Source organism: Microcystis sp. LE19-131.1A, from assembly GCF_027532015.1.
Lineage (GTDB): Bacteria > Cyanobacteriota > Cyanobacteriia > Cyanobacteriales > Microcystaceae > Microcystis > Microcystis ichthyoblabe_A.
In genome coordinates this window covers 33642-47775 of the sequence record NZ_JAPZSS010000054.1, presented here as the reverse complement: position 1 = coordinate 47775, position 14134 = coordinate 33642, and the positions used below count along the sequence as shown (strand labels likewise).

Here is a 14134-nt window from a genome sequence, read left to right as displayed (position 1 = left end):
TGTAAGTTAAACTTATCACACAGAACCTAGAAGAGCCATTAATTTTGCTGAGATACTTAAAAAGTAAAAAAGGGGTTGGGGGAAGAACCTCGGCCTGACTGTAGCCAATTTGACAGAATTAATCGATAGATAAGAGTAAATGGAAGTAACTAGGATAAGTTCGCAGTTTTTAGCAATCTTATCCCGTTTTTTCCCTGTAAATGCTGTATCTGTGCGGCTTTTCCCAATTATCTCCCTCAACACTCCTACCACTTAATTTCCATGCAGGGTTATAATTGTATTAAGATGTGTAACAATTCTCTGGCAAACTCTTGACAAAGGATAACAAATCTGCTCTACCAAAAAACAGGAAAGGTTTTATTTCTATGACATTAATTCAAACCGCCCAATTATCGCTAGAAACTTTGGCTTTAGCCTTTTTTAAGCAGACAGAAGGACGCTGGCAATCCCAGAGACGTTATTACACCCTCACCCAAGAAACGGAACCCCAAGAAGTTATCAGCGCCATCGAGATTAAATATTTACCCCAGGGCAGCGAACCATTAATTCAACTTGCCCGTTTACATAATCTGGAAGATACAGCTTTATTAGGTGGTACGGAAGTGACTTGGCAAAGTAATTATCTCCGTCCCCAGAGTAAAAAACCCTCCAACGGTTCCACTATATTCGGTATTTTAGATAATATTCTCTATCGCGATCGGGGATTTGCGACGGATAAACCCGTTAGTGCCATTTATACCTTTCCTAACCCCTCTACTCTCTGTCTGAGAACAGAATACGCCGGTTCTGTCTTTGAAGAAGAAATTAAACTCATCGGTCAACAATATCGCACCCGACAAACTATTATCTCTCGCGCCGGTCAAGAATTGATGATCGGTCAATATCTAGAAAAACGGGTCAATTAGTCAAAAAAATGGCGGCTATTCCCATAATTTTGACTTCTATGCTAGGAATAGGGCTGAAATCAAATCAGCCCTTCCCATAACTCCCCTTTAAACCGGGGTTAAATTGTCTTGATTCTGACTAGCGAGAAACTTCTCTAATTCCGTAATTGCATCGGCATCGACTTTAGTTTGCATGGGACAGAATTTCGGTCCACACATCGAACAAAACTCCGCAGTCTTATAGATATCTGCGGGTAAAGTCTCATCGTGGTATTCCTTAGCGCGATCGGGATCCAAGGATAACTGAAATTGACGATTCCAATCGAAATTATAACGAGCAATGGAGAGTTCATCGTCACGATCCCGCGCTCCGGGACGATGACGGGCGATATCTGCCGCATGAGCCGCTATTTTGTAGGCAATTAAGCCATTTCGCACATCTTCAGCGTTGGGTAAACCGAGATGTTCTTTCGGGGTGACATAACATAACATCGCCGTCCCGTACCAACCCGCCAGAGCCGCCCCGATCGCCGAGGTGATATGATCGTATCCTGGGGCAATATCGGTGACAAGGGGACCGAGAACATAGAAAGGTGCTTCGCTACACTCCTCCATTTGTTTTTTCACATTAAATTCAATTTGGTCCATGGGAACATGGCCCGGTCCTTCCACCATCACCTGTACATCGTGTTCCCAAGCGCGACGCGTTAGTTGGCCGAGGGTTTTCAATTCCGCTAATTGGGCTGCATCGGAAGCATCGTGGGTACAACCGGGACGTAGGGAGTCACCGAGACTAAAAGAAACGTCATAACGCTTGAAAATCTCGATAATTTCGTCGAAATGGGTGTAGAGAGGATTTTGCTTGTGGTGGTGTAACATCCACTTAGCAATAATACCACCCCCCCGGGAGACAATCCCGGTCAGACGGGTTTTGACTAAGGGCAGGTGTTCGATGAGGATTCCCGCGTGAATCGTCATGTAATCCACCCCTTGCCCGGCGTGTTTTTCGATAATATGGAGGAAATCTTCGGGGGTGAGTTTTTCAATATTGCCGTGAACGCTTTCCACCGCTTGATAGATGGGTACAGTACCGATGGGGACAGGAGAAGCATTGATAATCGCGGTGCGAATTTCGTCCAAATTACCGCCACCGGTGGAAAGATCCATTACCGTATCGGCGCCGTATTTGACCGCTAGGTGTAATTTTTCCAGTTCTTCGTTAATATTCGAGGAGTTAGGGGAAGCCCCGATATTAGCATTAACTTTACACTTAGAAGCAATACCGATCGCCATGGGTTCGAGGTTGAGGTGATTGATATTAGCGGGAATAATCAGTCTTCCTCGGGCGATTTCGCTGCGAATCAATTCGGGAGAGAGATTTTCCCGTTTTGCCACATACGTCATCTCTTCGGTAATTATCCCCTGACGGGCGTAGTGCATTTGCGATACATTTGCTTGTCCGCGCCGGGGGGCAACCCATTCTTGTCTCATAATTTTATTTCCTCTGTAAACAGCTTCCCTACGCTGGAATTACCCAGTCTCAGGTTCTAAGGGTCTTTCTCAGCCTGATTGTCTCAGACACCCCTAGCTATGACGGCAATTGTATCACTGTTGACGACTGAGGAGATCAAGCTTAAGATTGTTGTTTGATTAGGCGGTTATCAGTTATCAGTTATCAGATGTGAGTTTTGGCTCTTCTGGTTTCTGTGTGGAAACGAGGTCTATACTGATAGTTTATTTAACAAAATAGTCCTAAAAGTCTTTCCCAGTAAACATTTCACGATTTCATAAGCAAAAATTATCACACAAAGTCGAGAAGAGCCGAGTTTTCAGTTCACTGATTACTGTTTACTGTTTACTGTTCACGGCAAAAAACTTCCCACTTCCCCACTCCCTTGCTGATTCCGAAAAAAAGGGGCAGGCAAAAGCCTACCCTAGGATTAATTATCAATCAAACCTTAGACATCGTAGTAGAGAGAGAACTCGTAGGGGTGGGGACGTAAGCGCATCGGGTTAACTTCGTTATCGAGTTTGTAGGTGATCCAGTTGTGGATAAAGTCTTCGGTAAAAACACCAGAATCGGTCAAAAAAGCGTGATCTTTTTCGAGACTTTCTAGTGCTGCTTCTAGAGAACCGGGGGTAGAGGGTATTTTTGACAATTCTTCGGGACTGAGTTCATAGATATCCACATCGAGAGGTTCTCCCGGTTCAATTTGATTTTTAATCCCATCGATACCAGCACAGAGCATAGCTGCAAAAGCGAGGTAGGGATTAGAAGTCGCATCAGGACAACGGAATTCTAAACGTTTAGCTTTCGGGTTGCTTCCCGATAAAGGAATCCGAATCGAAGCGGAGCGATTACCTTGGGAGTAGGCCAGGTTTACTGGGGCCTCAAAACCGGGGACGAGACGCTTGTAGGAGTTGGTGGTGGGGTTAGTTAAAGCTAAGAGAGCGGGAGCGTGTTTAAGCAAACCACCGATGTAGTACAGTGCCATTTGGCTGAGTCCGGCGTATTTATCCCCGGCGAACAGGGGTTGACCATCTTTCCAGATAGACTGGTGAACGTGCATCCCGGAACCATTATCGCCAAAGATGGGTTTAGGCATAAAGGTGACGGTTTTACCGTATTTCTTAGCCACGTTCTTAATGCAGTATTTGTAGGTCATCAAGTAGTCGGCGGCCCGTACTAGGGTAGAGAATTTAATCCCTAGCTCGTTTTGACCACCGGTAGCGACTTCGTGGTGATGTTTTTCGATGGGAACTCCGCAGTCGGCCATGGTTAAGAGCATTTCCGTGCGAATGTCTTGAGAGGTATCGGTGGGACTAACGGGGAAATAACCCTGTTTGTAGGCGGGTTTATAGGCAAGATTTCCGTCCTTTTCGTCTTTACCGCTATTCCAACGACCTTCGACACTATCCATGTAGTAATAGCCGGAGTTGGCGGTTTGGTCGAAACGAGCGCTATCAAAGAGGAAAAATTCTGCTTCTGGTCCAAAAAATACAGTATCACCTAAACCGGTACTGCTCAGATAATCGATCGCTTTCTGAGCAATAGAGCGAGGATCACGGCTATACCATTCACCGGTTCTTGGTTCTTTGATGCTACAGATCATGCTTAGGGTGGGTTCCTTGTAGAAGGGATCGATCCAAGCGGTGGTAGGATCGGGAACCATGGCCATGTCGGATTCGTTAATTGCTTTCCAACCGCGAATACTGGAACCATCGAAGGCAACACCATCGCTGAAAGAGCTTTCATCGATTTGGTCGTAGTAGAACGAGCAGTGTTGCCAGATACCGGGCATATCAATAAATTTTAGGTCAATAATCTTAATATTGTTGTCCTGAATCATTTTCAAGACTTCTTGTGGCGTTTCGGGCATGGAAAACTCCTTTGACGTATGGATCGGTTCTTAAGCTTCTCAAAAAACCCATCCTAAACAGTCACTTTGTCCAGTTTTGTATTTTTCGATACAAAATCTTTGATCCTAGCTTGAAAAAATCTGTAATTTTCTTGTTGAGTTCGGTAATCGCCCGGAATGGCGATTTGCCTATCAGCTTCTACTGCCTCTTGCCACACCTCAAGGAGGTTCGTTTGTGCAAACATTGGCCGTCTGGAGATTTTCTGCTCACTGAAAAGCTTCCAGGGTAATGATTTGGTAGTAGTGGCGTAGCCCTCTTGCTTACCTGGGAGGAAGTGTGTAAAGTATTTATTAATAAAAATAATTGGAACCCGATCAGTCTTTGAACCTCCTCAGAAAACTGGTGATTTTCTAGTAAAGATATGGTTTTCTCTATCCAGAGATAGTAATCATGTTCGTATAAGTTCGTTTCCATAATTATTCCCATTATTTTGATATTTCAGGAAACCAATCCTCATTTAACGCCTGTTCTATAGTACAAATTGGAGCTAAACTGACCAAATTTTCAGCCATTCCCGATAATTCGATAAAAGAAATACGAGCTTCTTGAAAAGAGTTGTTAAAAATTTCAATCAGATAAGGCTGTAAACTAGGACTATCGGCAATAATTTTTTTTATGGCACGACGAAAATTCCTAATTTCATTTTTCCATCCTCTTTGATTATATTCTAATTACGACTGCCAGTAAACCAGTTTTAGCAAATGTTCTAATAAGCGAGTTAAATAACTTTCTAAACTTCGTTTCTCACTTTTACCAATGCTGCTAATTTCTTCAATTAAATTCTCTAAATCCAAATCAGAAAACTGATTATTTTCCAGTAAATTAATGGTTTTTTCTAACCAGAGATAGTAGTCTTTTTCGTATAAGTTCTTTTCCATAATTATCCCCCATTATTTTGATATTTCAGGAAACCAATCCTCATTTAACGCCTGTTCTATAGTGCAAATTGGAGCTAAACTGACCAAATTTTCAGCCATTCCCGATAGATCCAAAAATAATTTACGAGCATTTTGATAACAGGGCAAGAAAATTTCCGATAGATAGGACTTTAAACTGGGACTGTCTTCAATAATTTGTTGAATTCCTAGGCGAAAATTCCTAATTTCATTTTTCCATCCTCTTTGATTATATTCTAATTCTGATTGCCAGTAAGCTAGTTTCAGCAAATGTTCTAATAAGCGAGTTAAATAACTCTTTAAGCTTTGTCGTTGACTTTTGCCAATGTCGCTAATCTCCTCGATGAGATTATCTAAATCCAAATCAGAAAACTGGCGATTTTCTAGTAAAGATATGGTTTTCTCTATCCAGAGATAGTAATCCTGTTCGTATAAATCACTCTTCATTGCTTAATCCTCTCCGAGAAACTCAGGAAACCAATTTTCATCTAAAATTTGGTTGATTGATCCAATAGGTGTAGCACTTAAAAGTCTTTTATCGATGCCAGAACCTTCGACAAATAGATGGCAAGCATCCTCGTAACATTGATCGAGAATCTCGGTGAGATAAGATACTAAGTTTGTATTATAGTTTCCATCCTTTTTGTTGCTAATAATTCTTTTTATTTGAATGCGAAAATTTAAAATCTCCCGTCGCCACTTGTTTTTATTGTAATCGCGCTTAGATTGCCAATAAGTTAATTTAAGTAAATGTTCCAAGAGTTTAGTTAGTAAACTCTCTAACTTCTGACGTTCTCTTCTGGACATATCTTTTATTTCTTCAATTAAATTTTCTAAATCCAACTCAGAAAACTGGCGATTTTCTAGTAAAGATATGGTTTTCTCTAACCAGAGATAGTAATCCTGTTCGTATAAAGTCTTATCCATAGCTGTGATTAGGTGATCAATAAAACTCACCTTTAAATTATATAAAAAAATTAAGGTGGGCATTGCCCACCCAAGTTAACTTTAATTAGCGCAACTAGAACAACTATCGTCAGACTCTCGAAAATTGTCCTTTTGTACGGTGCGGACATAATAAATCGCTTTACACCCCAATTCCCACGCCATGATTAGAGTATCAAAGATATCTTTAGCAGTGAGACAACGGTTAGGTTCTGCGGGAAAGTAAACCCCTTCATTGAGGTTGAATAATAACTCCATAGAAATCCCCGTATCGATCCATTCTTGCATAGTAGCGATCGCTTTTACCACCTGCTGCTGTTCGAGATTTTTATTCTCTGGATAAAACCAGAAAGCTTCTTCAATAAAAGGTGGTGCGATGGGAACGGTTCCCTTTGCCCATTTATCGTAGAAAAAGCGACTATAAACCGGCAAAACACTAGCGGTACATCCCTGTACCAAACTGGAGGAAGTATTAGGAGCAATGGCGGTAATATGGGAATTACGGATGCCAAATCGTTGAATATCTGTTGCTAATTGTTGCCATCTTTGCGGTTGCACTGCATTAGTTAAAAACCATTCCACTGGTTTAGCACCGATTAATTTACCTTGACTCCATTCGCTACCCAAGAAAGCTTGATAAGCGCCGCGTTCTTTGGCTAATTCCATCGAGGAATAGGTACACCAATAGCCAATTTCTTCAAATAAATTACTAATTTCTGACAGGTTATTGTAGGATAATTTCCGTTTAGCTAACCAGTCAGCCAATCCCATCGCCCCTACCCCAATAGTGCGATATTTATCGTTGTGGTTTTTAGCATTATCAAAGGGAGGGTTAGTGATATCGATAGTATTGTCGAGAATTCTGACAGCGATTTGACAATTAGACTCGATTTCTTCCTTGTCGATGTTGGCTAAATTAAGGCTAACTAAATTACAGCAATGGGCAGTTTTATCCGGGGTGACATTCGAGAAACTCTCCGTGCATAAATTTACACCGGGGATATAGCCATCGTGTTTATTAGGATTAGCGCGATTGATGGTATCTTTGAAGGCAATGTAGGGCATTCCTGTTTCTACTTGGGAACGCATGATACTTTTAAATAAGTCCCGGGCATTGATTTTTTTATAGAGGAGAACCTCTTTATCTAAATTAGCCTCTACTAAACGATAAGCCTCTTCGAATTCTTCCCCCCATAGTTCCGCTAATTCTATACCTAATTTTGTGCGAACTTCGTAGGGATCTACTAATGTCCACTCGGCTTTAGTTATCACCCGACGCATAAATTCATCGGTGATAACTAATTGGGGAAAAACATCATAAGCTTTGCGTCTTTGATCACCGTTTTCTGTCTGCATTTCCAGAAATTCTGGCACATCTAAATGCCAGATGTCAACACCGATAGTTACTGCCCCGGCGCGTCTTCCCCCCTGATTTACTGCAATAGCTGTATCGTTGAGTAATTTAATCCAAGGAATAATCCCCCCAGAAGCATTAGCTTTCCCCATTACCCAGCTACCAGTGGAGCGAATTCTACTCACATTCACCCCGACACCGCCACCATTTTTGGAGATGCGGGCAGCATTAGTAATCTCGCTGAAAATGCTTTCTAAACTGTCATCAATGGAAAGTATAAAACAACTGGTTAGGGAACCTTTGGGTGTGCGTAAATTGGCTAAAATTGGGGTAGCAAGAGAGATTTTTCTTTGAGCAATTGCTTGATAAAATTTCTTAGCCCAGGGGAGTCTATTAGCCGGCTCTTCCACAGTGGCAAGCAGTAAGGAACAGGTTAATAATGCCTCTTGGGGTAACTCATTTTTGAGTAAATAACGGCTAGTGATTAACAATGCCCCAGCGTAATCATAATCGATATCCCAATCGGGATTAATCCAAGAACCGGCTTCTTTTAATTCTGCTTCGGAATAGATGAGAATCCTTTCGTCGTACAGCCGATTTTTAACTTGAGTTTTGACGGTTTTCTCGTAATTTCCGTACTGATAACCTCGGACTACTAAGGTATCTTTCCACAGACTCCAAATATGCAATCTTCCCGCTACATAGCGCCAATCCGGTTCCTCGGGACTACACATTTCTAGGGCGCAATTGATTAAATTATCCTGTATTTCCCTAGTGGTAATCCCATCCCGCAGGCGTGTGGTTAAACCCGCTTCTAAGGCGATTGAATTGACTTTTTTACCTTCACAAGCCCACTCTACCACGTCGCGAATTTTGCCGATATTTAAGCTGGTGGTGGAACCATCGCGCCGAATCACTCTAATTCCATGGCTGCCCATATTAGCTAAAGGGGTAGAACGAAAGGGTATTACTTCGTTATTTTTGTGAATGGAGACGGCAGTAGTCAAGGGCTTCGATTGCATAATTGGGAAATTGCGGCGTTAAAAAACTTGACAAATTAATCTATTTGTACTAGAGCATTCTATCAGATTTTCTGGGAAAACACAACATCTAGCGTGTTAAATAATTTTATCACTCTATATGTGGTATAACCAGGATTATTTTGTTCCCTAAAAACCGTGTTTTGGATGACATTTTCTGGAAAAAATTCTCGATTCTCTCTCAAAGTGGTTCTTTTGTATGCTTGACAAAAAGCTTTTTCTTTGATAGCAAAACAGACTGACTGCTGAGGAGGTTATGGTGAGATTTTATTTGTTCTTAACTTTTCGATAATTTAAGACAAGAGTGGATTAAAAGTCAAATTTCCTCTGAGAACCTCTGAGAGAGTAAAATTTCTCTTTTCGCTATTTAGTGGCTTACCGCTAGAATAATAGGACAAAACGCTATATATAGCGTCTAGCCAGTAGAGGACAAGGATGAAATATTTAGAAGAATGGCGTGGTAGCGGGGTGGATGCGGAGTTAATCGCTCTCAATGTCACCAGTTTAGCGGGGTTATCTCCCAGTGAATACCTACTCTACTCCCAAGAATTACCGCGACGCAATGATGGCAGAGTTAGGGATAGTATTCTCAAGCGTTATGAACATACCAGTCAAGGCGGTTGGTGGTGTTCAGGAATTGACTTACTAACGGGCAATTATGACTCTTGGGGCTGTTTTAAGCCCGATTTTCCCCGTTTAAGCTTCGATAATGCTAAACCGATTAAGTACGAACATCCTCCCCAAACCCCCACGGGAGTCTTTGCTTTGCGGGTTCCCCTGAAAATTTGGCAAAAAGTAGCCCACCATATCAGTATTAATATTTTAACTGAAGAAGTGGATAATAAGCAAGAGGATCTCGGTTTTTGGTCCTGGGTAATCAAACATCCAGAGATACCTATTTGTCTTACGGAAGGAGCGAAAAAAGCGGGGGCATTACTAACAGCAGGTTATGTGACAATTGCTTTACCCGGGATTCACAATGGTTATCGTACTCCGAAGGACGAACTAGGTAGGAGAATCGGTAAATCTCATCTAATTCCGCAGCTAGAAAAATTAGCTAATTCCGGACGAAAGATTTATCTAGTTTTCGACCAAGAAACTAAACCGAAAACCCAGCAAGCGGTTAATTTAGCTTTACACAGAATGGGTTATCTATTCACCCAGGCTAACTGTGAGGTAAAGGTGGTTACTTGGGATGCTGCTGACGGTAAAGGAGTGGATGATTTACTAATCAATCGAGGAGAAGATTACTTTAAACAAGTCTATCAAAAAGCTACCTCTTGGGAGATTTGGAAGGCAGCAAGTTTAAATAGTTTAACTCTCCCACCTCATCTAGAGTTAAATAGCCGTTACTTGCCAGATATTTCTGTTCCTACATCAGCACAGTTAATAGCGATTAAATCGGCTAAAGGTACGGGAAAAACTGAGTTTTTAGCCAAGATAGTTAAACAAGCTATTGCCAATCAACAAAAAGTTTTAGTTATTGGTCATCGGGTGAAACTGGTAGAGGAGTTGTGTCAACGCTTTGGTTTAAACTATATCAGCAAAATTAGAGATAATCCTGCGGCACAAATTTACGGTTATGGTTTATGTATTGACTCTCTCCATCCCCAATCACAAGCTAAATTTAAAGCAGAAGATTGCCAAGGAGCTATCATTATTATCGATGAGATCGAACAGGTTCTATGGCATGGGTTAAATGGGGATACTTGTAAAACTAATCGTGTGGCAATTTTAAAATCCCTAAAGTCCTTGCTGCAAACTGTGGTCAGCAGTGGGGGTAAAGTCCTAGTCGCTGATGCTGATTTAAGTGATATTTCCCTAGATTATTTAACTTCTTTAGCTGCAATTAAACTAGAAACTTTCTTGATTAGTAACGAGTGGAAACCTAGTTATCAAGAAGCTTGGCGAGTTTATAACTACTCCGATAATACTCCCCAACGGCTAGTTAATGATTTGGTCAAACATATTAAAGACGGAGGAAAACCCTTTGTTTGTCTATCAGCACAAAAATTAACCAGCAAATGGGGAACAATTACCCTAGAATCTTATCTAAAAAAGCAATTTCCTCATAAGAAAGTTCTGCGGATAGACTCAGAGTCATTGCAAGATTCTAGTCACGCTGCCTATCAAGCGATTGGCAATTTAAATCAGTTGTTACTTAACTATGATATAGTTCTAGCTAGTCCCGCGATCGAAACGGGAATTAGTATTGATATTCAGCAACACTTTTCCTCGGTTTGGTGTCTAGCACAGGGAATTCAAACTCCCACTTCTATCGCTCAATTTTTAGGGAGAATTAGAGAGAATATTCCTCGTTATATTTGGTCAGCAGTGTACGGATTTAATCAGGTGGGCAATGGATCCACTTCTATCCCCAAACTTCTCACCTCTGGACACCGATTAACCGAGGTTAATATTCGCTTACTACACCAATCAGATTTAGAATCTCTGGAGGATTTAGATACAACTTTTCAAGCGGAATCTCTCCTCTGTTGGGCAAAAATGGCCGTAAGAGTCAATGCTTATATGCTTAATTATCGTCAGTCAATTCTAGGGATTTTACAAGCAGAAGGTCATAGAATTAAAGAACGAAATCAGGAAGAAGAACTAGACATAACTAATCAGTTAACGGAAGCAATTGAAGAAATTATGGAACATAATTATCGTTCTGAATGTGATGCAATTGCCAGCGCAGCCGAGATAACGGAATCAGAGTGTCGTCTGCTAAAAAAACAGTTAGTTAAGTCAGTAAAAGAAAGGAGAATTATCAGGAAATATGACCTATACAAACGCTATGGAATCCCCGTCACACCACAATTAGTAATTAAAGATGATCAAGGATGGTATCAAGAACTACGCTTACATTACTTTTTGACAATTGGGCGACAATTTTTGTGTGATCGAGATGCTTTAATTGCGCGTAAACTGATAGAATCAGGTCACGGAAGTTTATTTATTCCCGATTTTAATAGTAGTCAATTAGGAGTGATTATCGGGACGTTAGAATTGTTGGGAATTCCCGTATTATTAGCTAATCCTGAAAGAGAATTAAATAATCATGATGCCGATTTACAAAAAATGGCGGAAATTGCCATTAAAAACCGTAACGAGATTAAAACTATCACCAAGATTAACCTCGCTAATACTTCCCGTCCTCTGACGATTATTCGTAATTTTTTAAACTTGTTAGGTTATGAATTAACCGACAAGGGCAGCCAGAGAATTGCTAAAAAATCTCTAAAAGTTTATCAGATTGTTGCACCTTATGACGGTAGAGAACAAGTGTTTCAACAATGGTTATTTAGAGACGAAAAATGTGCGGGAAGTTCCGAGTTTTGGTATGAATAAGGTTCTTAGGGACTTGTTATACAATTAACCAAGGCAGGATTCCGTTTTTGTAACGGGGATTTATACCCCGCTCCAAAAACTTTTCGACTTAAAAGACAAGGTTTTAGACCCAGTTTTTTCGATAATTAATTTAAAGAATCCTCTAGGTTATTTTTCGGTACATTCAAAACAGGATTTTGGTCAAAGAAACCCCAAGACATAATCTTAAAACCAGCCGGATGTACGGTCATAATCGGCCATTCTTCGGGACGAGGAATATGGGTAACACCGTAGGTGTACCAGACGACTAAATCCTCATTGTCGAGAGATTCATTATCAGCAGTATATTGCGGTAAACCTCGGCCTTTTTTGCCTTGATTGGGATAATCTCCCGCTGCATAAAGCTCGTTCGCTTTGTAACGAGTTGCCCAAAAATGATGGGTAGCAAATTCACCCCGTTGACGAGAATCCGCTTGGAAATTGGGATAATAAATTGAATTTGCCGATGGCATTAACATATAACTTGTCGGCATTCCTAGGGAGTTTTTCTGATTCTTATTCATTACCATCCAAGCGCGACTTTCAGCTAAATTCACATCACGAATTGCCTCCGATTCTTTCTGAAGCTGTCTTTGGGACATAGTGAAGGCATTACCAAAGGGATTCTTTTCTGGTGATAGAGTAGAAACCTTCATTTCAGTAACAGAATTTTTAACCCCATCCACATCGAAATCAAGACGAAAATTTAAGAAGTGCTGATGATTAATCGCTTCCACATTTGCCGCTACTAATGTTCCAAATTGATCGCCATGATTATGAGCATTAGTGAGATCAGGAGTCGCTTTAGCTAACATAATTCCCGTTAAATCGCTGCGCTGTTCTAAAGTACCATCTTCGTGAAAAATCCAGTTAATTCCATAGTCATAATTACCGATAGCAGCCACGGTATTAACCACTAATTGACGGGCGCGACGACCTTCAAAAGTTTCTGTGTTAAAATCATAATGTCGCCAGAGAATTCCCGCATCTTTTTCGTAAATACCGATGAGATTTTCCCCGAGATAAGGTTCCCCATTATCATCAGCAAACAAGGCATTTAACAAGACAGTATTTTCGGGAACATCATTACCTTTATCCAAGGGAGTAGATAGCCAACCAAAACGATATTCTCCCACATCAAAAGCACTACGAACCGCCCATTCTCGCGAGGTATCGGAGTAGGGAACTAGCATTTCTGAGAGTCCTGCACGATACAAAATTATTCTATCTTTACCCTTATCATTGTAGGTAACTAGATAAAGAACTAATCCCTCTCTTGGGTGCATGAGATAACGAAATTTCCAATTTTGCCAGCTAACTTCGTTACCCCTAATTTGAAAAGTTGTCCCCTGCGGTTGTTGAATTCTTAAAGGTTTTAGAGCTTTTTGAAGGGGTGAAAGGGTTTTTTCATCATAATCAAAATTAGCTTTTGAGAAAGGTACAATCCCAGTATCTCGCACTTCAAATACTTGGCGATTATTTAAATCTACCGTCACCGACAAACCTTCAATTGGTGCGCCATAATAATTACTGCGATCCTTGCCTTTATAGTAAGTAATTCCGCGAATTAATCGCTTTCCCGATGCTTGTTCTTTCTCGCTCATCATCCCAGTTGCCCAACCGTCAATGATGACGTTTTCAAAGTCAGCAATCCCGCGTTTTTTCATAGCTTCTTGCCAACGAAGATCGGCTTTGGCTAATTGATCGAGAATTTCGTATTCTTCATCTAACAATGGCGGTTGCCCCGTCGATACTTCTTGCCATGAGAGAATTTTACTCGCTTTGGTATCGACAATAGCCTCATAGGTTTTATTCAGTCTGGGTTCCAGAATTACTAAAAAAGCCTGACGAGAAATAGCATCTCCTTTTTTAAAGTTTAAAACAGTTTGCTTATCGGGTTCTTGTAAAGAAATATTAGGAAATCTGGCGAACTCTGTCAGGGATTTGTCTTTTTTCACCACAGTTACCGCCATTTTAATCTCATTTTCTGTGAGGGGGTCGAGAGGATGGCTAATCGCTGGGGATTGGGCGAAAGTTTTCCCCAAAATTAAGATCACTCCGCAGCTGATTACAAATAAAATCGTCAGTGGCCGCCACCATGAGTATTTTTTCAGCATAGAAATCTCTCGATAAGGCTAAAAGATGGTCAATCCTAGACATGATAATCTGGGATGTCATAATTAACCTTATATCTTTTCAAAAAATTAACATTGATGTGGGCTGTAT

At 40.9% G+C, this 14134-nt stretch carries 8 protein-coding genes, 1 pseudogene and 1 riboswitch; of the genes and pseudogenes, 2 read left to right on the top strand and 7 right to left on the bottom strand.

Translation table 11 applies throughout. The annotated features are described in order from the left end of the window. The first annotated feature begins 365 nt into the window (after positions 1-365). Positions 366-905, top strand: a complete 540-nt coding sequence (locus O9323_RS04725) for a phycobiliprotein lyase (protein WP_002751878.1) — start codon at positions 366-368, stop codon at positions 903-905. Positions 906-992: 87 nt separating this feature from the next. On the opposite strand, the gene thiC is transcribed toward O9323_RS04725, so the two are convergent. The 6 genes and pseudogenes from thiC to O9323_RS04690 form a co-directional block, all read right to left on the bottom strand. Continuing rightward, complete coding sequence (gene thiC, locus O9323_RS04720; protein WP_002751876.1) at positions 993-2375, bottom strand: phosphomethylpyrimidine synthase; 1383 nt, start codon at positions 2373-2375, stop codon at positions 993-995. 8 nt (positions 2376-2383) lie between these two features. Further along, a riboswitch (TPP riboswitch) is annotated at positions 2384-2480 on the bottom strand. A gap of 362 nt (positions 2481-2842) precedes the next feature. Further along, positions 2843-4264, bottom strand: coding sequence for a type I glutamate--ammonia ligase (glnA, locus tag O9323_RS04715; RefSeq protein ID WP_194014717.1), 1422 nt, complete (start codon positions 4262-4264; stop codon positions 2843-2845). A gap of 465 nt (positions 4265-4729) precedes the next feature. Beyond that, positions 4730-5182, bottom strand: a pseudogene (locus tag O9323_RS04705) (DUF29 domain-containing protein). 12 nt (positions 5183-5194) lie between these two features. Continuing rightward, the gene (locus O9323_RS04700) at positions 5195-5647 is read right to left on the bottom strand and encodes a DUF29 domain-containing protein (RefSeq protein WP_002751871.1); all 453 of its coding nucleotides are present in this window, start codon (positions 5645-5647) and stop codon (positions 5195-5197) included. Positions 5648-5650: 3 nt separating this feature from the next. Then, positions 5651-6127: a DUF29 domain-containing protein gene (locus tag O9323_RS04695; RefSeq protein ID WP_002777793.1), complete on the bottom strand. Its 477-nt coding sequence runs from the start codon at positions 6125-6127 to the stop codon at positions 5651-5653. Positions 6128-6208: 81 nt separating this feature from the next. Beyond that, entirely contained in the window at positions 6209-8521 is a 2313-nt protein-coding gene (locus O9323_RS04690) for a ribonucleoside-diphosphate reductase subunit alpha (protein ID WP_002751870.1), read from the bottom strand. A 453-nt stretch (positions 8522-8974) separates the two neighbouring features. Here O9323_RS04690 and O9323_RS04685 point away from each other — a divergent pair, with 453 nt between their 5' ends. Next, positions 8975-11890: a plasmid replication protein, CyRepA1 family gene (locus tag O9323_RS04685; protein WP_288124760.1), complete on the top strand. Its 2916-nt coding sequence runs from the start codon at positions 8975-8977 to the stop codon at positions 11888-11890. Positions 11891-12015: 125 nt separating this feature from the next. Here O9323_RS04685 and O9323_RS04680 read toward each other — a convergent pair whose 3' ends face one another. Then, positions 12016-14025, bottom strand: a complete 2010-nt coding sequence (locus tag O9323_RS04680) for a primary-amine oxidase (protein WP_002751868.1) — start codon at positions 14023-14025, stop codon at positions 12016-12018. Positions 14026-14134 lie beyond the last annotated feature (109 nt).

Bases quoted from the DNA above. Each gene is read 5' to 3' on its own strand.
- O9323_RS04725 (WP_002751878.1), top strand. From the start codon at position 366: ATGACATTAATTCAAACCGCCCAATTATCGCTAGAAACTTTGGCTTTA.
- thiC (WP_002751876.1), bottom strand. From the start codon at position 2,375: ATGAGACAAGAATGGGTTGCCCCCCGGCGCGGACAAGCAAATGTATCG.
- glnA (WP_194014717.1), bottom strand. From the start codon at position 4,264: ATGCCCGAAACGCCACAAGAAGTCTTGAAAATGATTCAGGACAACAAT.
- O9323_RS04700 (WP_002751871.1), bottom strand. From the start codon at position 5,647: ATGAAGAGTGATTTATACGAACAGGATTACTATCTCTGGATAGAGAAA.
- O9323_RS04695 (WP_002777793.1), bottom strand. From the start codon at position 6,127: ATGGATAAGACTTTATACGAACAGGATTACTATCTCTGGTTAGAGAAA.
- O9323_RS04690 (WP_002751870.1), bottom strand. From the start codon at position 8,521: ATGCAATCGAAGCCCTTGACTACTGCCGTCTCCATTCACAAAAATAAC.
- O9323_RS04685 (WP_288124760.1), top strand. From the start codon at position 8,975: ATGAAATATTTAGAAGAATGGCGTGGTAGCGGGGTGGATGCGGAGTTA.
- O9323_RS04680 (WP_002751868.1), bottom strand. From the start codon at position 14,025: ATGCTGAAAAAATACTCATGGTGGCGGCCACTGACGATTTTATTTGTA.